The 23,372-nt window shown below is 43.1% G+C and carries 12 protein-coding genes and 1 tRNA gene; 4 read left to right on the top strand and 9 right to left on the bottom strand.

Annotated features, from left to right (window positions below):
* Positions 1-697, top strand: a 697-nt coding sequence (locus tag QZX97_RS02330) for a cupin domain-containing protein (RefSeq protein WP_295649181.1), incomplete at its 5' end; no start/stop codon positions are given.
* Between the two features lie 446 nt (positions 698-1,143).
* Here the strand turns inward: QZX97_RS02330 and QZX97_RS02325 are convergent.
* The 4 genes from QZX97_RS02325 to QZX97_RS02310 form a co-directional block, all read right to left on the bottom strand.
* Positions 1,144-3,192 (bottom strand): RagB/SusD family nutrient uptake outer membrane protein, encoded by a 2,049-nt coding sequence (locus tag QZX97_RS02325; RefSeq protein WP_295649179.1) that lies wholly within the window; start codon positions 3,190-3,192, stop codon positions 1,144-1,146.
* Between the two features lie 20 nt (positions 3,193-3,212).
* Positions 3,213-6,599 (bottom strand): TonB-dependent receptor, encoded by a 3,387-nt coding sequence (locus tag QZX97_RS02320; protein WP_295649177.1) that lies wholly within the window; start codon positions 6,597-6,599, stop codon positions 3,213-3,215.
* A gap of 488 nt (positions 6,600-7,087) precedes the next feature.
* Positions 7,088-8,128, bottom strand: a complete 1,041-nt coding sequence (locus QZX97_RS02315) for a LacI family DNA-binding transcriptional regulator (RefSeq protein WP_295649172.1) — start codon at positions 8,126-8,128, stop codon at positions 7,088-7,090.
* Positions 8,129-8,189: 61 nt separating this feature from the next.
* Positions 8,190-11,258, bottom strand: a complete 3,069-nt coding sequence (locus tag QZX97_RS02310) for a sugar-binding domain-containing protein (protein ID WP_295649169.1) — start codon at positions 11,256-11,258, stop codon at positions 8,190-8,192.
* A 506-nt stretch (positions 11,259-11,764) separates the two neighbouring features.
* Between QZX97_RS02310 and QZX97_RS02305 the strand changes: the two genes are divergently transcribed.
* The 3 genes from QZX97_RS02305 (at position 11,765) to QZX97_RS02295 (ending at position 18,279) form a co-directional block, all read left to right on the top strand.
* Positions 11,765-13,399 carry a glycoside hydrolase family 28 protein gene (locus tag QZX97_RS02305; RefSeq protein WP_295664113.1) on the top strand — a complete coding sequence of 545 codons (1,635 nt, stop codon included), beginning with the start codon at positions 11,765-11,767 and terminating at the stop codon, positions 13,397-13,399.
* Between the two features lie 137 nt (positions 13,400-13,536).
* Complete coding sequence (locus QZX97_RS02300) at positions 13,537-17,853, top strand: two-component regulator propeller domain-containing protein (protein ID WP_295649164.1); 4,317 nt, start codon at positions 13,537-13,539, stop codon at positions 17,851-17,853.
* Positions 17,854-18,204: 351 nt separating this feature from the next.
* Positions 18,205-18,279, top strand: a tRNA-Val gene (locus tag QZX97_RS02295).
* A 396-nt stretch (positions 18,280-18,675) separates the two neighbouring features.
* Here the strand turns inward: QZX97_RS02295 and QZX97_RS02290 are convergent.
* The 5 genes from QZX97_RS02290 to QZX97_RS02270 form a co-directional block, all read right to left on the bottom strand.
* The gene (locus QZX97_RS02290) at positions 18,676-19,347 is read right to left on the bottom strand and encodes a hypothetical protein (protein WP_295649161.1); all 672 of its coding nucleotides are present in this window, start codon (positions 19,345-19,347) and stop codon (positions 18,676-18,678) included.
* A gap of 28 nt (positions 19,348-19,375) precedes the next feature.
* Entirely contained in the window at positions 19,376-20,692 is a 1,317-nt protein-coding gene (locus QZX97_RS02285) for a DUF6371 domain-containing protein (RefSeq protein WP_295664110.1), read from the bottom strand.
* 53 nt (positions 20,693-20,745) lie between these two features.
* Positions 20,746-22,365, bottom strand: coding sequence for a phage/plasmid primase, P4 family (locus QZX97_RS02280; RefSeq protein WP_295648250.1), 1,620 nt, complete (start codon positions 22,363-22,365; stop codon positions 20,746-20,748).
* A 168-nt stretch (positions 22,366-22,533) separates the two neighbouring features.
* Positions 22,534-22,872 carry a helix-turn-helix domain-containing protein gene (locus QZX97_RS02275; protein ID WP_295648253.1) on the bottom strand — a complete coding sequence of 113 codons (339 nt, stop codon included), beginning with the start codon at positions 22,870-22,872 and terminating at the stop codon, positions 22,534-22,536.
* A gap of 92 nt (positions 22,873-22,964) precedes the next feature.
* Positions 22,965-23,294, bottom strand: coding sequence for a hypothetical protein (locus QZX97_RS02270; RefSeq protein ID WP_295648255.1), 330 nt, complete (start codon positions 23,292-23,294; stop codon positions 22,965-22,967).
* Positions 23,295-23,372: the final 78 nt, after the last annotated feature.

Here is a 23,372-nt window from a genome sequence, read left to right as displayed (position 1 = left end):
GGGCGTTTATCATTTGGCCGATGTGCCGGTAACAAAAAGCGAAGGCCGTGAAGGTCGAAGATTTATGGAAGGCACCACCTCCGAGTTTAGTTATTTCGAGATACATGCCAGCACCCAGTTTAAAGGCACGGCGCCCCGACCGTCGCATGCACAAACCGACATCGAAGAACTGATTTACATTAAAGAGGGGACGATGAAATTCACTATGGGCACAAAAAGCCGCGTTTTAGGTGCCGGCAGTATCGTATTGATACCTCCGCACGAAGACCAGGCTTTGGAAAACATAGGCAATGGGCAATTGACCTACTACGTATTGATGTTCCGCTCCAAAAAACCGATGGATATGGACCGCTCGGCAAAAGCAGGCGGGCCGCTCATGCTCAATGCCGATTCTTTAAAATACGTTGCTACGGAACAGGGTGGGGGCATCCGGTATTTTGAACGGCCAACCGCTATGCTGGACAACCTGGAGGTACACCTTACCGAGCTAAAAAGCAAAGGCCCCAGCCACGCCGCCCATACCCATTTGGATACTGAGTTGATTTTGGTGCTGCAAGGCGAAATTGAATCAACTGTTAACGGAAAAACATTTAAAGCCTCCCCCGGCGACCTGTGCCTCATGAACAGCAACGAACTGCACGGCATCGGCAACAGCCAAAACGCGCCCTGTAAATATTTAGTAATAAAGTGGCGGTGAGGATAGTAAAAAAGGTGCTGTTGATTTTTTAACCGGACGTGCAGTAAACAACAACTGGCGGTGGTGCTGGTCCCGCGCCATCATTTCGTTCAACTTTGTTTGCAACGTTTGCATTTCGCGAACGTATCATAGAAAAACCGCTTTTTTGCTTATAAAACTATCCGACAACTGAGCCTGACGTTTGATCGTAATCATCACAAAATGGTATGATGTAGCACTATTTCCAACCCGGTTTGTAAAAGTCGGGTTTCAATCAGTTTTTGTACCTATTCTCCATCGTACACGCATTTTGGGCCTTAAAGCAAACACTTACCCACCCACATTTCTAAATAGCACGCTGAATTTGTCAGGCCGACAGCAAAAAGGCCTTGTCAGTATTCCGACAAGGCCTCTATTTATACATTTAATGCACTGATCGCCGAAATGACGAACGATGGTTGTATTATTTATTGATTCGGCAATCCATAACCGTTTACAATAGCACCATTCGATTGGCTGATAATTGTAGACGGGAGTGCATAATAATATCTCGGCGGATCGTTAGCTGTCGAGATGCCCGAGAGGATGTTCTGTTGGTAGATGGTATAATTATTAACCAGGTCAATCCCCCAATTTGTTTTGATGTACCCCTGACTTACCAACGAGCCAGCTACCGGGCCGGCCGGATCTATATAGTTAAACAAGCCCTGTATAGCGACGTTATGAGTGGTGCCTACTACCTTAGCGCTCACAGCGGCAAGTGTGCTGTAGTTGTACTGGCCACGCCATGCGGGATAAGCGGCAAAGTTAGTGAGGGTATCTGTGGAGGCGCAATCGTAAGTTAACGGATTAGTTAACGCAACCTTTTTTATCCAGATATAGTTTGACATTACATTACCATTAGCAAACACATGGTATCCCTGGGCTTTAAGATCGGCCACTAAAGCCGCCATATCCTGTTGAACAGCGATAGCCCTGGTAGAAAAAGTACCGGAACGGATCATGTCCCAACGGCGCTGGCCTTCTCCCAGTAATTCCAATTTACGTTCTTCGTAAATGGCATCTTTTAACGCTTGCCCTGTTACCGCCAGGTTATGGTTTGTATTACCAAACGCCCTTGCTCTAACCTGGTTAAGGTAAGTAATGGCGTCACCGTCGCCCAATTCGGCTTTAACTTCGGCTAACAATAAAATCACATCTGCCATTCTCAGTATGGGCCAATTCATACCCGAGTTACGTTGAGCAGCTACATATGGGGGGCTCATGCGGTTCTCGTCCCATTTGTTTGTGGCAATACCGCCGGCGCTTTTACTGCCCGGAACGAAAGTTACCATCTTCTCATTACCATCGCCATTACTTGCGGTAACCGTTGCACTCACATCCCTCCGGTGATCAGCTTTGTCATATTCGCCATAATAAACAGTGGGGATAATACGCAGTGCGTCGAAGGTTTTGCAAGGCGCGGCGTTAGAGCTGCCGCCATCTGACGGCCTGCCAAAAGCATATGGATATTCGCTCGTGGTAGTTAACGTGCCGCCCTGTATATTGCCAATTTCCAATAACGATTCGGGGCTCACCTGCAAATCGTGAAAATATTGAAAATGACGCTGGAAAGGATTGTTGGACGTAGTCCGCGTGTCTGTTATAATTAAATGTGCGGTACCTGAATTACTAATTGCATTCAAAAACCAGGTTTTAGCTACCCCGTAATACTTGAGATAATCAGTACGGCGGGCATATACACATTTGTTGGCTGTATTTCCTATTTGGGTAAAAGTCACACTTCCGTATAAATTAGGCATATCGGTACGTATGGTTTGATAACCTCCCGAAAACAAGGCCAGCTCGCCTATCAATGCGTCACAAAATGATCTCGACATGCGGTCGGGCCCTATATTGCCGGTCCCTATCGGATACATCAGGGGTTCTCCTTTTTGCAAGGCGCTGATCAAATTATCATAGATATCAAAACGCGACGACAGTGAATAATTAGTTACAACAGTATTTTCATAGCCATACGGCACATCGCCAAAATGTTGTATCAATTCAAAATAACAGAATGCCCACATGGTTGTTGCTTCGCCATATAGCTGGGTCCAATCAGAAGTTCTGTTGGCAGCTACATCAGCCAGGTAAGCCGGTTTTGTAGCAATAATGTTGGCCAACCTTTTGGCCAGCGCAAGCGTTTGATAAAGTGCTGTAAACCCTGGTGTGGCATAGTCAACCGGTAATAAGTCGGTATGTAATTGGGCGTTCAGGTTATTAGTGGACCCCGACTCCGGATAATATTCCGCATCCGACCCTACAGGATCATTCCACCTGTAAGTCGACATAATACAATTTTGACGATAATTTGCATAACACCACGACAGTGATTTAAACGTTTCTGTAGTTGTGGATGTAACAAAGCTATCATCCACATTGGATGGCGACGTCACATTCAGATAATTTTTATTACAATTAGTAAAAGCCAAACACAAGGCAATTGCTACTATGTATTTTTTAAATGTTTTCATTTCTTATTGTGTTTTAACTGTTAAAAATTAAGGTTTACGCCCATTATAAACGACCGTGCACGTGGGTAAGCACCAAAGTCAAGGCCGGTGGTAGGATAAATGGAACTATTCGCGTTATCATTAACACCAACTTCCGGATCAAGCCCGCTATAGCCCGTAATGGTAAACAAGTTATAAACACTGCCATATACACGCAGGCTGCTTACACCAATTTTTGACAACACACTCTTAGGAAAGGTATACCCTATAGTGGCCGTATTTAAGCGAAGGAACGAACCGCTTTCAATACCCAGTGTCGAGGTAACAGCAGTTTCGCTATAGGCTAAAGGCAAAGTAGCATCCGCGTTTGCTGCATTTAACTGGTCGGGGGTTGTTAACCGCACAAGCTGCCCGCCCACAACATTGTAAATTTTATAGGCGTTGTCTAAAATGGCCAGTTTGTTTTCATAAACACCACCTTCTTTTGGGCCATATAGCGACGCCAGCTTATTGGCATTGTAAATAGCATTACCAACGCTATAATTAAAGTTTAGGCCAAGGTCGAAGTTTTTATAGCTTACATTGATATTAAAACCGCCTGTAAATTTCGGTGTGGTATTTCCTATCACACTCAAATCGTTGTCGTCAATCTTACCGTCACCATTCAAATCGGCATACTTAGCCATTCCCGGATAAGCATTTTGACCTGTAGGCCGGTCTGTTCCGGTTACCAGGCCATGCATTACACCAGCGATAGCGCTGCTAACATCGGGAACGCCTTGTTTCAGGGTATACAAGCCATTGTTGTAATTAAAGTCGGCGGGGGTATAAGTACCGATGTAGGTTAAGCCGCGTATCAAGCCAACGGGTTGGCCGGCTGTCAGAATATAATCGGAAGCCGGGTATTGTGCCGATCCAGCCCAGGCCGACCCGTAAAGAGGGTTTACGTTGCTCGAAAGCTGATCTACTTTGTTCCTGTTGAAATTGATGTTGCCACCGGCGGTAACTTTCCAGTCTTTGTTTTTATAAACTGTACCCAAAAGCGATATCTCTATACCCCTATTACTTGTTTGCCCCACGTTGGCAAGAGTATTGCTAAAGCCGGTGATTGAGGGGATGGTGGTATTCAGCAGCAAATCTTTGGTAGTATTCCAATATACATCGACCGTGCCCGACAATTTCCCGTGAAATAATGTGAAATCAGGCCCGATATCCCGGGTAATAGTGGTTTCCCATTTTAAAAGTGGATTGGCCAAAGTAGAAGGGGTAGATAGCTGATATGCCGGGAGAAGAGTGTGGTTGATATCATACTGCGATCTTGGATCCGTTACGGCACCCCAGGTTTGGGCGTATAAACCTGCAGCAATATTATTATTCCCCACCTCACCAAAAGATGCCCTGAGTTTAAGATCATCAACCCAGCTAACATTTTTCATAAAAGATTCGTCAGATGCCCTCCATGCAAAAGCCGCCGCAGGGAAATATCCCCAGCGGTTGCCTGCTGTAAATTTGGAAGAACCATCTGCACGAAATGTTACGGTAAATAAATACTTGTCCTTGTAAGAATAAAGCATTCGGCCAAAGTACGAGTCAAGACGGTCCGGGAAACTCACACTGGAAGAAAACGAGGCCGTACCTGCTGTTGGATCATATTGGTTCACCTGGGCAAAAGCCGTTGCTTCTGTAAAATTTGAAGGAAAGTGATTGGCTTGTATGGAGATACCGGTACCACCTGAATTGGAAACTTCAGTACCTGCTATTACATTGAATTTATTGTCCTTATTGATGTTAAATTCATAGGCTAAGGTATTTGCCCAGCGCAAACCCCAGCTATCGTTTTTGCGGTAATCAACATTACCCGCGTATAATACAGTGCCGGTAACATCATTAATATAACCATTATAAATAGCGCCCGACCAGTATTTGCGCTGTGTCCATGATCCGTTCATGGTATAATCGGTATGATAGGTCAATCCTTTTATAATTACCCAGTTTAAAGATGCCAGGCCTACAAAGTTTGATGAAGTTGAAAGCGGATCGTAATCGGCAGCACGCGAAGCTGGGCTGTAATTATCCCATAGTGCGTTTTTACCATACTGCGATATGTTATTGCTTGCGGTCAACGCGGTCAAATCGCCTAAAATGTTGTTCGTGGCAATAGGACGGAAGCGATAAGCAGACGATAATATAGATCCGCTGCCGCTGGTTGTACCTTCATCGTCAAGGGTGGGAGTATTGGCGTAACGGGTATTAAGATCGAACGTAACATTCTTCGTCAATTTTTGACTCAGTTTAAATGCCGCGGTCGCGCGCCGCTGATAGGACTGTATCTTCATCCCTTCGTCGTCGCTATAGGTAGCCGAGAACAATATTTTTGTTTGGTCAGTACCTCCGGATATGGTTAAGGCGTGGTTCCACGAGACTGATTTTTTATAAACCTGCTGTTGCATGTCGGCCGTTGGCAATCCATTATAGCTTTCAATTCCTCCGGTATTTTTGCCTGAGTTTGCCCCCAGTCCGTACAATTGCTCAAACGGAGTTTGATACGCAGCACCGTTGGCGGCTGCATTGGCCCATACATATTTCAAATAGTCGTAAGGATCTAATTGTTGCATATATTTAGCCGGGGTATTGATTTTAACATAGCCATTATAGCTCACGCTGGTTTTGCCTGCTTTGCCCGATTTTGTAGTGATCAAAACTACGCCGTTAGCTCCGCGCGACCCATAGATGGCTTCGGCAGAGGCGTCTTTTAACACGTCAACGCTTTCTACCTGATCACCCGGGATATCATTTAAATTGCCCGGAACCCCATCAATAAGTATCAAAGGCTGGTTGCCTTGGCTTATAGAAGTTCCGCCGCGTACACGGATGTTAATGTTTCCACCCGGGCGGCCATCCTGTGAAGTGATGGCCACGCCTGGTAATTTTCCCTGCATGGCTGTTGCAATGTTCGGAACGGGTACTGCCGCAATATCTTTTCCGCTAACGGAGGCCACAGAGCCGGTCAGGTCCCGTTTTTTAACGGTTTGATACCCGATAACAACAACCTCGTTAAGGTTTTTTTGGTCGTCTTTTAGTGTGATGTCAATAGTTGCAAGGCCACCGATCTTCACTTCGGTGGTGGCATATCCTATAAAAGAAAATACCAACGTACCGTCAGTACCTTTAATTTTTAGAGCATAGTGGCCCTTAGTGTCGGTGGCAGTAGCGGTAGTTGTGCCTTTAAGGCTCACATTAACGCCCGGCAAGGCTAATCCGCTCTCATCGCGAACTGTACCACTAACAGTTTTATCTGCCGGTTGTGCAAACACCTGCGAGGCCATGATCAGTACAAAAGCGATACTGAGCAAAAAGCGTTGATTAACAAATGGCTTTTTTTCCCGCCAGTGCTTGGCGTCGAATAACAATTGATTAAAAAAATTCATAATTAATGTAGGTTTATAAAGGTTCATAAATACGGTTTGGCAGCCTGGAGTGTTGATGACACCAACCCGTTAGCTCAGGATATTTTGAGTTTACTAAAATATTGTAGTCATCAGCGATGGTTCAATCTCCGTAACTGTTATTGGCTGGTGCCCAAAATTGACCGGGTTCGCGGTTGCGCATTGAAAAAATACCACACAAAATACGGCATTGGAAAAAGTAGAGTTTTTCTCATAATTGTTAGAATTTAAGCGTCGGTAATTTGGTATTTGCCGGCAAGGTTAATAATTGGTTTATTACTATGTAACATCCAGCGATAGTTGCTAAAGCCGTCAAGACAATCGGTTATATTGTAAAGCAAATCTAAGCGACGTGCTCTTGCGGCGGGATTAAATTCTGGTTCAAAAGGTTCAAAAATTGATTTGATTAAAGCATATATGCCAATGCTGTTGAATAGGCTATATAAATGAAGAGTCCTAAAGCAAAAGCATCAGATAGCGTTAAACTGCAGCAACCCGATCTTTTCTTTTTTTGTTGATTCCCGAATTATAACATGATATGGCATAAACACACTGTAACGCGCGGGGATTGCGAATGAATCCGACAGCTGTTCGAGCATCACTCTTGCCGATAATTCACCCATACCGAACGCGTCATAGCCAATCGTTGTGAGGTTTGGTTCAATTAAACAACAATCAGGATCATCATTAAATCCTGCTACTGCAATATCTTTGGGAATACTGATGCCCGATTTTTTTAATTCGGTCATGCAGCCTATAGCACATACATCATTCGCGGAGAATATGCCATCCGGCCTTGACCCCATCGATAATATTTGTTTTGCAACAGTCTTTCCGGCTGCGTCGCTCAGATCACATTTGATCAACATTTTCTCGTTGAACGCTATGCCATTATTTTCTAATGCACGAAGGTACCCGTTCACCCGATGTTGATATACCGTATGTAGGCGGTTGGCGGTAATATGGATAATTTCCCTGCACCCTTGTTTAGCCAAATGATCTGTAATGGTATAAGCCGCTTTAAAATTATCGATTTGGATATTCAGGTATTTTTCATTGTCGTACACCCTATCAAAAAACACGACGGGAACGCCATGCTTTTCAAAAGATTCGAAATGATCAGATGACCCGATGTCTCCTGCCAGCGACACAATTAAACCTGCTACCCTGTTGCTCAGCATAGATTCAGTACAACTAACCTCCCTGCCTACATTTTCCAGCGATTGGCTGATGACAAGATTATAACCGGCCTGATTGATTATATTTTCGATACCTGCAATGGCACCCGACATAAACGCGCTGTTCAGCCTCGGGATGATGACACCGATTGTATTACTGCGACGATTGCGCAGGCCGCTGGCAAGAAGGTTGGACGTATAGCCCATTTTGCACGAGGCATCCAGTACTCTTTTCTGTGTTTTTTTGTTTACATCGTTGGAATTATTGAGCGACCGACTGACTGTCGAAGTTGACAAGCCCAATTCAGCTGCAATATCATAAATGGTTACCACTTTTCCTTAATTCTTCAACATATAGGATTAGTTTTTGAAATTTGCCCGCATCATTTGTCGGTTAATAGCCTTTTAACATATTCAACAATAATTGCTGCCCCACAACATTCGCAGGGTTGCCGGTAGCCACATTAAAACTATTCATAGCGGCATTTTCTCCATCGCCCTCGGCCTTCTTTTCTGCCTTATACGTTTTGATGCACGATAAAATGTCGAGGGCGCTCAATATGATCTTGCCTCTTCCCAGCGGGATCACACTAAGTGCCGAATACACTTCCTGCTTATGGTCGCTAACACATCCTACAATAGTTTCACCGCTTTCCATGCGCATGCCAATGCGCGCCTTATTATAGGTTGCCAGGCACTGGTATTCCCAATTGAACACGCAGTTTTGCGGCAAACCATTAAATAGCTTACTATCCTTTACAAAATAATTACCCCCGTACCAACTGGTGCCTATTACCTGAATCCCTCTAAAGTCTATCACTTCTTTTTTTGCGAGGTAGGTTGCCCATTTTTCGGCATTTGCTGCAATAACCAAGGTGTTGCCATTGTTTACCCATTCCAGTAAGTCGGTTACCAGCGGGTTGCCGGTTTGCTGCGGATCAAATGCGCCAACAACCATTACTTGCCCCTGCGGCCTCCCTGATTTGTAGGTTCTGAACGGAATATTCACAGATCGCAGATAGTTTGATAACGCACCGCTGGTATCGGCAACCACCAAATTTTCCGAAATGCCTTTGGTATCAACACTTACCGCGTATACCTCATCCTCTCCCATAGTCACAGCCCTCTGCTCTTGTGTCAAAAAAGCCACGACCGATGTATAACCTTTTTTTAGCACGGCAAATTTGATTCCACGTGTCAACAATTGTCCGTATACAGCGCCGCCTGTAATGTTAACCGGCTGCTTGGTTGTGTAGTAAACTGCCCCGTTTGCATCCTTAACCTGTAATTGTACTTCCGCAGGCCCCTTTACGTCCTTTTCGTTTACAATAAACAGATCGGCCGTTACCGTATCGCCGGTTGCAACAACTTTGTGGTTAAGCTTAACGGCAAGGTAAAGCGGGCGGTTGTATCTGGCAATCAGGTCCGGATCGCCTTTCAGGTTGCGGTAATCATCTACCATGCCCGAATGATCTTCTTGCTTCATACTCTCCCAGCCATTAATAGCGTATCCATCTATAATGTTATTCATACGCACGTTCTCTATTATCCGGCCCTGGTAATAATAAGCCACGTTGCCCATCTTTCTCGTCAGGCTGTCTACATTAGGAAATGCCTTCGAGAAACCATTTTTTTTAAGGAATTGGTCATAAGCATCATACCATTTCAAATAGGTATCGGTTTCCCAGCCGCGGTCTTTACCGGTTCTCAAAATCTCATCACGGATAAGCTGTAATCTCGGCGGGGTGCCAATGGCGCCTTCCTCGCCATAATAAATAATCTCGTTTTTGTGATCAGTATACTTAGCATAGCTTTCGGGATTATTATATAAGTTATCATGATAGGTTCCCGGCCCACCGGCATGGTGCTGGTCAAACCATCCGTAATCATAAAATGTGCTGTCAAACGGCAACAGGTGCAGTTTAAACTTGGGGTCGGGCTCGTTCAGCTTTATATTGCCGTTCGACGAATTATAGGTCATAATGCGTGTTGGGTCCAGTTGATGACCCGCCCGCATTTCAGCTTTGTCTAACTGTTGAGGTTGCGCGCCTCTTTCGTTATGCATATTATATATAATGAGCGAGGGGTGGCTCCGGTCGCGCCGTATCATCCTGAAGAATTTTTCATTACGAACCGCGATGTAGAAATCCGTTTGCTTTTTCTCTAAATCATTTTTTGGATTGAAAAGATTTTCGGGGTATTGATTGCCGCCCGGCTCTTCAAAATAAAGTAATCCCATTTCGTCGGCGGCATCCAGTACATTGGTTTGGCCTATGTCGCGGTGAAAATTCAGCATATTAAGTCCCAACCGTTTGGCATCTGCAACCTGCTTTCTGGCCAGTTCATCAGAAGGTGCGATGCCATTAAGCGGCCAAAACCCCCACGAAATCGAGGTGCGCAAAACAATACGTTTACCGTTCAGGTAAAATTGTTCGTCGCCATCTACATGCCTTATCTCAAACCAACGAAAGCCGAAACGACGCTCGAACACGTCCCGGCTACCGGAAGCCCCGAGCCAGGTGGTGGTCAATCTATACAAGTTGGGATGTTCTGTATCCCACAATTGTGCATCCGGCAGGTTTAGGGTGTAGGTTTTGAGGTTTTCGCCCGGCAGCAATTCGGTAGCATAGGTTTTGGAATAGACGACTTTTCCGGACGTATTTTCTCTAACCTCTAATTGAAAATTCCCTTCCGCTTTTTTGCCCGTCAGGTTCGAGCCGGTCACTTCAACATCAATTTCGTTTGGCTTAGGTTTGTTTTTTACAAAAACATCGCTCACATATTGCAGACCGGTATTCTCCATACTCACTTTACCGGTAATACCTCCAAAACCATGACTGGGCTGGGTACGGTAGTCGCCCCACATAAAGTTCTGGCTGTCGCGCCAGTCAAAATTGCCATTGGGATCTGTTATTCTCACAGCAATATCGTTCAATGCTCCCGGCACAATTGCTGATGTAACATCGACTTCAAAAGGCGTGCTGTTGACCAGGTCATAACCGACGAGTTTTTTATTGACAAATACTTCTGCGCGAAACCGCACACTTTCAAATTTGAGTACAGTACGCCCGCCTTTAAATCCTGCAGGTACAGGCACTTTAGTGGAGAACCAGGAAACACCCAGGTAATTGCCCGAAACGCCGAACGCGCTTCCGTTCACGCCCCAAAAATATTCCTCTACGGTTGCAGGCAAGTGCACCACTTTGGCTGCTTTATTATTCAGCGCTGGCCACCCCCCTGTAGGAAGATTAACAGGTAAAGCTTTAATGTCTACAGGCGCGGGGTAAAGCTTGTCATTTTGCCAATTTGCAGCTGTATCGAGCCAGACAGACCAATTGTTTGCCGAAAGCGGCAGCACCGAATCGTGATTTTGAGCATGCGCGGTAACCGCGATAGTCAACAGGATCATCGAACAGATATTTTTGATGATGGGATATCCCTGTACTTTCAATTTAGAGGTCATTTTTATCAGGATAGATTTGAATCGGAGCAATCCGCAGGTATAATTGATGGTTAACAAAAATACCGCTACAATCCGCGAAGTGGGTTCAATTTTTGGTCTAAAGAGTCCAAAAATGGCGCTTTTTCCTTTGTGTATTCCCGGGCCAGATCACTGCGGGAAATGAGAAGCAGATTTTTAATCTTCATTGATTGTTCCCCGTCGGCGCTCGGTCGATGGGTATATTTCGCTTAAAAAACAAATTTTAAACAAAATCAATCAATTTTTATACCCCTATTTAGCTACTCCGCTATAGGTTTGTAATACACCGGTTATAAAAACCAATTTTCGGGATTCTGATCGTAAATGGGCAGCGCAAGTTCTTAAAAATGGTGCTTGCCGGCATTTCCTGATCGCGGCTCTGAGTGCAAAATCGTTTAAGTAAAACCTATCGGCAGGAATTTATGAACTGGTGATTTTTAACAACAAAAGCAATACTCGCGATGTGTAAAAAAAAGATGTTTACCTGTTTGTGCTTCATTTTACTTGCCTCCGGGGCTGTATTTTCGCAAGTTAAAAACAGCGGTTATTCCTGGGATAACCTGCCCCGAATAGCAGTTCCTTCGTTTAAACCCGACACTTTCAACATCGTTAGTTTCGGAGCGAAGCCAGACTATCTCACTATAAACACTAAAAGTATCAACGCCGCAATCACGGCCTGCAGCGATCATGGCGGTGGTGTGGTGCTTATCCCCGCCGGAATGTGGATGACCGGTCCGGTCGTGTTGAAAAACAATGTCAATTTATTTGTCAGCCGCGGTGCTCTTTTGCAGTTCACCGCCAATAAATCACAATATGAACTCATCGAAGGAAACTTCGAGGGGCGTAAAGCCATCAGGAATCAGTCGCCCATTTCAGGGACCGACCTGACCAATATCGCCATTACCGGAACGGGTATCATTGACGGGCATGGCGAGGTATGGCGGGCCATGTCAAAAGATTATACGACCGAAAACGAATGGAAGGCCCTTGTCAGTTCGGGCGGCTTATTGAATAATGAAGGAACGACGTGGTACCCCTCAAAAAGCTATGCCGACGGCTTAAAATTAAAGAACGCAGGTAAGATTGAACCCGGTAAGCGACTGGAGGATTATGCTCCGATAAAGGATTTTTTCCGGCCTAATTTATTGGTTCTTGTTAATTGCAAAAAGGTACTGCTTCAAAACGCGACTTTTGAAAACTCGCCGGCATGGTGCCTCCACACACTACAATGCGAAGACCTGACATTTGATGGCGTGCACGTTAAAAATGCCTGGAACGCGCAAAACGGTGATGCCATGGATATCGAATCATGTTCAAATGTCAAGGTTACTAATTGTACAATCGACGCCGGCGATGACGGTATCTGTATCAAATCAGGTAAAGACGAAGAGGGAAGGAAAGTGGGTAAAGCTACCCGGAATATGGTTATAACAAACAATACGGTGTATAGCGCGCACGGTGGCTTTGTAATCGGCAGCGAAATGTCGGGCGGTGTGCATGATATCTTCGTATCAGATTGCACTTTCATCGGCACCGATAACGGGTTGCGCTTTAAAACGGTACGCGGCCGGGGCGGCATCGTCGAGAATATCTTTATCCGGAACATCGTGATGCGCAATATCCAACACGATGCTATTCTTTTTGATATGTATTATTTTGCAAACGCGCCCACGTTAGCCCAAACCAACGGGATTGAAGAGAAACCTCCGGTGAACGAAGGTACCCCGCAATTCAGAAATTTTTATATCAGTAACCTCACCTGTGAAGGTGCCGAAAGAGCAATGCTTATCCGGGGTTTACCCGAAATGCGCATCGCCAACATCCACCTGGAGAATGTAACGATAAAAGCCGGCCAGGGCGCCGATATTATTGATGCCGACAAGATCGACCTTAAAAATGTAACCCTTGAATGTAAAAATGTAACAACATTGGTCAATATCGAGAATAGTTCGAACATTCACTTTGATAGGTTAAAGGCAATTGGTGAACCAAAATTCCTGATGGACATCAATGGGCCGGCTGCAAGCAATATATCGCTGCGCGGTGTGGACTTTAAGGCACCCGGCCAGATTGCTCAATTTAACTATGGCGCTGCCGCGTCGGCGCTTACCATTTTAAAATAAGTCCGATGTCTATATAAAACGCCAAAAAACATTTAATATGCCGGTTAAAGGTTGTTTATTATTTGATCATTAAAAAGTGTTAGTTTTAGGTTATGATATTTGAGAAGAGGGTGAAGATGTTATGGGCAATATGCTTTATGGCATTAAATAGCCTGGCTCAGCCTAAAGCCACTGTAACCCACTATTCTACTGCCGACGGGATGTCCCATGTTGCAATCACCTCCTTCATGAAAGATAGGGAGGGATTTATGTGGCTGTCCACCTGGGATGGGATAAACCGTTTTGACGGCACCCGGTTTATTTCATACAAATCTTTCCCCGGAGATAAGTCTCCGCTTAAAAGTGACCGTATTGATGCTATTGTTGAGGGCGACAATGATCATCTTTGGCTAAAAGCCTACGACAGCCAGATATTCAACTTTACAAAAGCTATCGGGCAACTTTTCCCACTGTCCTCAGTGTTCCCGCCAAAAGATCGTCCGCGACTAAAGTTTTTAAAAATACTTGCAGCCAACGTTCACGAGCTTTGGTTGCAATCAACAACAGAAGGTATATTATATTTTCCTGATGTTTACAGGGCCCCGGCCACCTATGTCCGGTTTAAAAGCGGCGCCGCTCCTGAATATAATCTGCCTTCCAATAAGATCAGTTTTTTTTATCGCGACCAAAACGGACAATATTGGGTGGGTACGGATAAAGGCCTGGCCTGCATTAAAAAAAATGAAAAAAGTGTTTACCGGTCTGATCCCAAATGCCGGATCGAGGGCCCCGGATTTACAGATATAGCCGAAGATGGCCGGAACTTGTATGCGGCCACAGGGGATGGTAAGCTTTACCTGCGGAACAAAATATCAGGAATAACCAGTAATAGCGAAATTGCCAATGATCACTTAAACAAGCTGCTCCTTTCTCACGTAAATAGGGTTCTTTATATCTCGTCCGCATCAGGCGCATTATACCAATTCGACCTGCAAAACCTTGAATCAAAAATGGTAGCAAAAAGTGCTGAGGGCGTATGTGCATTGTTTGAGGATAGCAAAGGGGCAGTATGGATTGAACCCGAGACGAAGGGAATATTACGTTATGATCCGAAGCGCCGGAAACTTAGCACCTATCACCAACAAACCGACGTCAATTCCAAATACTCAACCGATCACTATTTTGTATTTGAAGATCGGGATGGGTATGTGTGGGTCAGCATGAAAAGAGGAGGCTTTGGTTATTACGATGAAAAAAATGACAGTATTGCTTACTTTTTCAACGATCCGCACGATGCCCACAGGAAGTTCTCCAACAATGTGTTAAACCTTTTCTATGACCCGTCCGGAGTACTTTGGTTAACCACCGATGAACGGGGGCTCGAAAAATTGACTTTCCAGGCAAATGACTTTCATCATTTCCAGCCCGAGAACCAGGGTTGGTTCAAGTCGGAAAATGATATCAGGGGCCTCGCGGTTGATCATAAGAACCGTTTATGGGCCGGTACAAAAAATAATAAGCTCTATCTCATTGTAAATGGTAAGACTATTTCAAAGCTTTTTGTAAACGAGCCACCCGACGGATTGGGACAGGTTTATACCATTATGCCCCAGCCCGACGGTACTGTGTGGCTCGGAACAAAAAACAACGGCTTGTTTAAAGCAGAGCCTGTTGATAAAAACGAGACTTCATTCAGGTTGACCCATTTCAGCCACCTCCCTGATGATAACAGGAGTATCAGCAGCAATGAGATCTACACGGTTATAACCGACCTCAAGGGGCGGGTATGGGTGGGAAGTTACGATGGTGGCATAGATCTGATGATACCTGATGGTACAACCTTTCGTTTTATACACCAGAATGAATTGTTACCAGGCCTACGTGGCGAACTATTTCATAAAATAAGGAAACTTACGCTCGATGGTGCTGGTAATATTTGGGCTGCTACCACGGATGGCCTGTTAGTTATAAAGGCTGATCTCAACAGGGCACAGTTCAGTGCTAAAACATACAGCAAAGTCCCCGGCGACCCTACAAGCCTTGGCAACAATGATATTCAGTACATATACAAGGATAATTCGGATATTATGTGGCTGGGTACGTCAGGGGGTGGTTTGAGCCGGGCTACCGGCAGCGACCCTTTAAAAAATATCAGCTTTCGTGCTTATACCACCCGTGATGGTTTGTTTAATGATTACATCGTCAGTATCTGCGGAGATCAAAACGGAGCCATTTGGCTGGCCTCACAGGATGGCCTCACACGGTATGACCCGAACAGCGGGCTATTTCGTAATTACGACGGCGCGGATGGCATACCCCGTACAGTTTTTTCCGAATCATCATGTGTTGCTGTGAATACCGGCGAGCTTGTCTTCGGAACAATGGATGGGTTACTTTCTTTTAATCCTGAACAGTTGACCGACCACCGGATCATGGGGCAAATTGTTTTTACCGACCTGCAAGTGAACAACGGTGATCTGACACAATTAAGCGATTCGTCTGCATTGATACACCAGGTTAACGGGCTTGAATCCCTCGTCCTGAAACACAACCAAAGTACCGTCAGTTTCGATTATGCAGTTTTGGATTATCGTAGCACAGGAAAACAAAATTACAGCTATCGCCTCACAGGATTTGACAATACCTGGCACAGCAGCCGCGGCTTGCAAAGGGCTACATACACTAATTTACCGCCCGGCAATTACAAATTCGAAATCAAATGTCTCAGTACCGGATTGTATAGTAACATCCCCTACAAAAGTCTTCAAATTACCATTCTGCCGCCGCCATGGTCAACCTGGTGGGCATATATTGGCTATCTCATCTTCTTTACAGGCATCCTGTTTGCTATCCGCAAAACAGCCCTGACTATGTTGCGTTTAAGGCAGCGTGTTGCAATAGAACAAAAGCTTGCCGAGTTAAAAACAACGTTCTTCACAAATATTTCTCACGAACTGCGTACGCCGTTAACGCTTATCATTAACCCGATCAGCGCAATCCTGGAGACAGAAAACCTAAGCGAAAAAGGCAAGTCGTATATTACCATCATCCAAAAAAACGCCAGCCGGATGGTTCGGTTCATTAATCAGTTGCTGGACCTTCGCAAGGCGCAAAGCGGTAATGCCGTAATGAATTACCAGGTGATTGAACTTAACGGCTTTATAAAAGACATTTGCCAATACTTTAATGATATAGCAGAAGAAAAGAATATTTCTCTGAACATAAAAGCGAATGCAGATAAGGTTTTTTGTCAAATTGACGCGGACAAGATCGATATCGTTATTTACAATATCCTTGCCAATGCTTTCAAGTTTTCACCTCCGTCCAAAAGCATCGTGGTTGGGATACTTCCGGATAATGACCAACAGCAAGTAACAATTGCCATCAGCGACGAGGGTGGCGGCGTCCCTGAAAATAACCTGGAAGAGCTTTTTAAACTTTTTTATGAAGGGGACCAGCAGCAGCAGAAAGGCACCGGCATTGGCTTGGCCCTGTCAAAGGAAATGGTCGAACTCCATCATGGCGCCATTTGGGCCACTAATAACAACAACGGCGGGCTAACCGTTAGTATTCGTTTGAAACTACATCACATAGGTAATCCCGGAAAGGAGACCGGCGGTATTGTAAGTGGTCCGATAGCAGATTTCGACGCAAATATAAACGAGCGCTGCGAAACCGATCAGGCCGAGCCGGCCGGGCAACTGGTATTGCTTGTGGAAGATAATGCAGATATGCGTAGCTTTTTAAGCCATGAAATCGGTGAGAGGTATCGCGTGGACACTGCCGAAAACGGAGCGGAGGGGCTGAGGATAGCGCGGCAAAGCATGCCTGACCTGATCATTAGCGATATTATGATGCCCGAAATGGACGGGATACAAATGCTTGAGCAACTCAAAAACGATATCGCCACAAGCCATATTCCTGTAATATTACTATCTGCCCGGCAATCTATCGAAAGTCAGATAGAGGGACTGCATTACGGTGCCGACTATTATATTGCCAAGCCGTTTAATAATAATTTCCTGATGGCTTCTATCGACAATATTGTCGCCCGCCGAAAGAAGTTTTTTGAAACAATATTAAGCGGCAGGCAAATGCACGATATTAAACCGAGTGATATTGTGATCACATCGCACGACGAGGAGTTTCTTCAAAAAATCATTAAGATAGTTGAGGAAGGAATGGAGGATCCCGATTTTAATATCGACCACGTTGCCGGCAAGATGAATATGAGCCGCTCGCCTTTTTATAAAAAGCTAAAAAGTCTGACGGACCTTGCGCCGGTCGAATTTATCAGGGACATGAGGCTCAAACGCGCGAAACAATACCTGGATGCGGGCGAGACGGTTATTAGTGAGGTTGCTTTCAAAGTCGGATTTAACAACGTTAAATATTTCAGTACCTGTTTTAAAAACCTTTATAAGAAATCACCCACAGACTATTTGCACGAAATTCATGCTAAAACGCACTTTTAAACCTAATCGAAAATATAAATTAAGAGTGAACAAAATCGTTGCGTTCGGCGGCTATGCAATGGCCTTCTTTCATCTTATAAATACTTTGTAAGCAACCATGTTTGGTGTTATGGGTGCCTTATTTGTGCAAACATTGCACAAACACCATCCTGATTCTGAAGACTGACAGTAAAAAGATTAAGATAAAATCAGCTCTTATGTTTGTGAAAAATCACGAAATCTCCTTATTCAAGAGGGATATTTACAGGAAAAATGCCATTTTGGTGTCAATGGAGGCGTTTATTAATAAATTGAAAAAACATTTTGGGAAAACGTTTCACACTCCTATATTTGCAATCCCAAAACGAACGAGGGAGTTTAGCTCAGCTGGTTCAGAGCATCTGCCTTACAAGCAGAGGGTCACTGGTTCGAACCCAGTAACTCCCACCTGATAATCAGGCACTTACGAGTAAAATCGGAAAGTGCCTTTTTTATTTGCATACAATTTGCATATAAGTGGGGTGTAAAACTTCAAATTGATAACAAGTCAACCCCGACAATTCCTAAACATTTTAAAGCCTTATTTTAATGCAGCGAGTATCTTGTAAACCGGGGATTAAACACTTTAACATAATAGCATCTTATAGTACGGTCAATGTTTTTGGATTGCTGTGAGCTGTATAACAGTCCTATAAGGCTATTATGTTAAGCATACCTGATAGAAGGCCTGCACGTGTTTAATACTGAACAATTGCCTTAAAAAATAAAGCTAAGTAAAGTAGTAACCCGGCAAAAAGTATAGTAATTTATAGTAAAAAGTCACTCAAAGCTTGTATTTTGAAATTACTTAGACGTTTCCGGCAAAGCCAATTTTATAATTCCTTCTATTTGTGCCAATTGTTCCGGGTTTAATTGTTTAACGCTTTCTTGGCTTAATACAGTCCCGTTGATTTGAATATAATTGTTTTGCTGCTGTATAAGCGTGCCGTTTCCCGGCTGGCCATTAAAGTTACCAACGATATGAAAATAGAGCTTTGCGGCTCTTATGTCTCCGTTTACGGCAAACGTATAAACTTTGGCCAATACCTTTGCGGCCATAAATTGAAACTGTTCTATGCTTGTTGCGTAGTGGGGGTGGTTTCGATAATCTTTTAAATGCTTATGAACAGTTTGTCTGCTTAGACCTGTTTTTTCTGCTATTATATTGAAAGTTGGCATACATCCGTATTCTGCCATTGCTTTTCCGATTGCTGAGGTAATTGCGTTGTGGTTACTCTCCCAAAGTTGATTTTTAATGCTTTTGCTTAAGATATTTTCAATTTGAAATAGCAATTTATCCTTTTCATCATCTTTTAATGTGTTGATTTTTTCGGTCAAAATTCCATTAAAAGTTTGCCGTTCCTCTTTCGTTAAATTCTTAAGATCATCATGGCTTATTTGTTCCAAGGCGAGAATTGCATTAATCTTAATTTCTGATTCTGTAAACTTTCGTAAACCCTTTTTTTGTGTTTCCATGTCGTTGAATTATCGTTTAATTATCGTTTTAATTGATTTTTAATACCCTTTTTAACTCCATCAACCTGTCAAAAAAGGATGTATAAATATGGTTGCCATTATTGTTTTTTAGGGTTTCAATATGGCTGTCAATGATCTTTCTAACATCATTGATCGTAGTATATCTATTAATTTTTAGAGGTTCGCTGGGTAACGGTATTCCATTAAAGCAATTTCCAAGTTCTGCAATATCCCAAAGCGGGGTAAAGATCCTTCTTTTTGAATTTTCCGCCCCAGACTCATTGGAGTTGAAACATGTCGTTTTTATATCGTTTTTTTCAATAATTGCCGTTTTATTGCCGTTTATTGTATCTGATAAATTAGCCTGCTTGTTATTGAAAGTTGTTTTTTCAGGTTCACTTTTTTCACTTTTTTCACCGCCTGATTTGATAAATTCCTTGTAATCAAACCGTATCAAATAATCGGCGAGGTCTAAACCTTTTTGTTTGTCCGCTTCGGGTGCTTTGATCTGTAAAAAGTTCGAAATTTTAAATAATGTTCCGGGCATCAACTTTGAAATTTGATTTGCTTTTTCCTGCCATTTATCATAACCGTTAAGGTCGGGGAACAGGTAAACTTTGCGCCCGGCCAATGGCTGGCATTTTTCAACCGTTAAATTTGATAGGCTGCCAGCGGCCAGCCAAACAAAGCGGGTCAAGTAAACGCTGGCGATAATGGCTGTTTTTTCACTTTCAACAATTGCGACCGGGCTGGCCGGGTATTGCTTCAAAAGATGTTCCCCAAACAAGCATTGCTTTAATTCAAAATCCTTTAGCTTTAAAACGGAATGAACCCAATTTATATAAGTGTACTTTTCGTGTTTTACCCTGCGCCCGGTGGCGGGATTGTAAAGCATAATTTTACCTGATCGTACCCGGCCTTGTGTATCAATTTGCCAAAAGATTGTTGCGCCCGGCCAATGGTTAGAAGTACCAATATGATAACGTGTAATTAGTTGGTTCGCGATCCCAGGATCAAAATGTTGGTTTAACCAAATTACAAAGTTGTTTTCATCATAGGCCTTACGGGTTTGTTTCAATAAATCAACCTTAACAAAAGTTGGCATTTTAGGCCTTTCCTTAGCTGGCCGGGGGTAATGATAGCCGTTCGCTGTCGGAACAGTAAAACCTTCCTTATACGGGCTTAAAAAGTATGCACAGTTAACTTCACGGTCGCAACGCCCAAAATCATCCGGCAACTGTTCCCCGGTGGCCGTGTCAACAAAAGGAACAAAGGTTTTTTTACCACAATCCGGGCAAATCAGCTTTTTACCTTTTTTTTGTAATATGTAGCGGTACTGATCCATTTTAGTTAGTGGTGAAAAAAGTGAAAAATGTGAAGCTGTTAGAACATCTTTTTTTATTCTATTTGTTTAGATACATATACAACATTGCCTTCGTTTATCTTTTCAACCGATATTCCAATGGCCGCCAATCGCTTTTTGAAATTGCTTTTATTAACACATTTAAAGCCATCCTCCGAACAAAAGCCCCGGTAAGCGATATACAAATCTTTTAAGAGGCAACGTAAAGTTGAACTTTTAACATAACCAAACTCTTCAAGAAAAAGCTGTGTGGTATCGGACTGCTTTTCATATTGTTCCCTTGCGGTTTTAACCGCTTTGCAGTCTGTAAATTGCCTTGTTTCCAATAGTCTTTTAAGGCCATCTAAAGCCCAATTGAATACCCCCGCAAGTTCGGCTTCGATAATTTTTTTATGCAAGTTTTTATCCTGTTCCGCTTCGGGTATGGTAATATCAAAATGAATAATTAAAAACCGCCTGAAGTAGGCTAAGGTATGTTCAACGTCTTTTGGTAACTCATTACAGTTAAAAATCAGTTTCGCATAATCTGAAAGTGAAAAGGGCTGGCCGTATGGCAAACGGGCTTCTACAGGTTCGCCCGATACTAATTGCTTAAAAATTGCCGTTTCGAGATTGCCGTTTATTTCGCTGGCATAATTAACCAACTTATTGGCCAGTTTCGCCCTGAAATATCCGTTTTCATTAGTTAGGCTTTGTAATGAATAATTTGAAACATTGTCCTTTCCTAACAAGGCACTAACAATTTCAAAGAAAACAGATTTACCGTTTGCGCCCGATCCATACAGCAATAAAGTTCTTTCAAGTTTTAACGTGCTTGGCTGTATAAAAACATAACCTAAATACTCCTGTAAAACGCTTTGCTTTTCTTTGTCGGGTAAAACTTTATTTAGATACGTTTCAAAAAGTGGTGCGCTTATTTTTGGATCGTATTCAAATGGCAATTGATACGTTAAAAAATCGCCCCGGTTAAAATCCCTTAAATTTGTTTTATCAGGCGTAATATCAAATGTTCCGTTTTGCAGGTTGATAAAAACAGCGTCCTTTGGCGGGATGGGCGCCGCCTGATATTCGGTTGCAAGGAATTGTTTAAATAGCCGTTCCCTGAAATTGTAGAAACGTGCCGAATATTTTTCAACCCCCATTTTTTCAGCGGCTTCCCCTAAAAACTTTTCAAATTCCTTTTCATCTATACTTTTCCAAAATGCCCCATTGTACAGAAAAATAAAATCGTGGTTTTTGCATAGCCCCCAATTTTTTTCAATAGTCAATTGCCTAAGATTTTCAATTGATATAATCAAAAGATGTTTTTCTGTGATCTTGAGTTTTTTTATTTGGGTTGATATATTTTTAAGCTGTTCCCTTTCGGCCTCTAACTCCTTATCAGTATTTTGGCTACCGTCCGGATTTGTTAAAAGTGTTTTAAGTTCCATTTGTTGTACTCTTAATTCAACAATTTCAGGGTAGGCCAAAACTTGAAAATCAATCGGCTCAATACTTTCAATCAATAGCTTTAATACATCTTCGTGCGGGATGGGTTTACCCTGTTCTAATATTTCGTTTACGTGTTTCGCTAATTCAGCTTGAAATATACCGTCCTTAAATTCGGGGATAATAGGCTTGTTGGTTTCTTGTTTATTATTCGGTTCTTTACTCATAACCCTTGCCCTCCCTTGTTTGCAGCGGTGCTATATGCTAATACGTAAGTTTGTTGATTTAAAGGGGGGCAATTGCTCTTCCTGCGCCTTGTTCCTTTTTTTAGTTGTGCCTTAAATTGATTATCTTTGTTATGCAGTAATAAAGAATTAACGGGGGTATTAAATGTATTAAGCATTTTTGCCCCCTTTTTTTCGGGTTAAATAAGCACCCGCCTGGCTTTCAATTTCGGTTATAGTAAGCTTGCGCCCTTCCTTAATCCATCGCATTAACTCTGCTTGGATAAAGTAAAGCCTTTTCCCTTGCTTGTGTACCGGGATGGCTTGCTTAGATACAAGTCCGTACAACGTAGGAACAGAGAGGCTTAAAAAGGCCGCTGCCTGTTGAATGGTCAATAATTGATCTGTGGGGGATGCGCCCCGGTCTTGGGGGCTTTCGCTGAACGCCTTGCGTACCGCGTTTTGCACGAGCGTACTAAGTTGCTCGCTGTCTAATTGGATAATTACCATTGCTTCGAATTTTGTTCAAAGTTCACGGTAACCAACAAAAGCGGTTATATACCTAATATTAGGTTATGTTGGGTATTGTCATTTTTTGCTTACTATTTGAGTTTTTTTAATACTTCATTTTTTGTAAACTCTTTCATTTGTTCAAAAACGCCGATATTAACTTGAATATTACCGCCGTTAAATGCTTGCGACAAATCAGCATCATACCCAGTAAGATCAATGCCCAAAAAATCCCCCATTTCTTTCATAAACTCTTTTTTGTTAGGTAAATTTCCATTATGCTTTTTAATGAAGTTTAAGCTATGAAGTGCATTAAGTATTCTTATCAAATCAACTTTTACACCTTTTCTGTTGTCGAGTTTATTGTAAATCGTCAGCTGAAAGTGGACCGATAGGGTGCTAAGCTTGTGGAGTGTTTCCAAAGATTAATTAACTTTAAGACAATGGAAACCAAGAAGAAACAAACAGCAGAAAACTATATCAAAGAGATTCGCAGTAAG

It is taken from the genome of uncultured Mucilaginibacter sp. (genome assembly GCF_903893715.1).
Classification (GTDB): domain Bacteria; phylum Bacteroidota; class Bacteroidia; order Sphingobacteriales; family Sphingobacteriaceae; genus Mucilaginibacter.
This window is presented reverse-complemented; position numbering and strand designations above follow the sequence as displayed.

Coding starts and splice junctions, on each gene's coding strand:
- QZX97_RS02310 (WP_295649169.1), bottom strand. CDS start 11,258: ATGACCTCTAAATTGAAAGTACAGGGATATCCCATCATCAAAAATATC.
- QZX97_RS02300 (WP_295649164.1), top strand. CDS start 13,537: ATGGCATTAAATAGCCTGGCTCAGCCTAAAGCCACTGTAACCCACTAT.
- QZX97_RS02275 (WP_295648253.1), bottom strand. CDS start 22,872: ATGGTAATTATCCAATTAGACAGCGAGCAACTTAGTACGCTCGTGCAA.
- QZX97_RS02280 (WP_295648250.1), bottom strand. CDS start 22,365: ATGAGTAAAGAACCGAATAATAAACAAGAAACCAACAAGCCTATTATC.
- QZX97_RS02290 (WP_295649161.1), bottom strand. CDS start 19,347: ATGGAAACACAAAAAAAGGGTTTACGAAAGTTTACAGAATCAGAAATT.
- QZX97_RS02325 (WP_295649179.1), bottom strand. CDS start 3,192: ATGAAAACATTTAAAAAATACATAGTAGCAATTGCCTTGTGTTTGGCT.
- QZX97_RS02320 (WP_295649177.1), bottom strand. CDS start 6,599: ATGAATTTTTTTAATCAATTGTTATTCGACGCCAAGCACTGGCGGGAA.
- QZX97_RS02285 (WP_295664110.1), bottom strand. CDS start 20,692: ATGGATCAGTACCGCTACATATTACAAAAAAAAGGTAAAAAGCTGATT.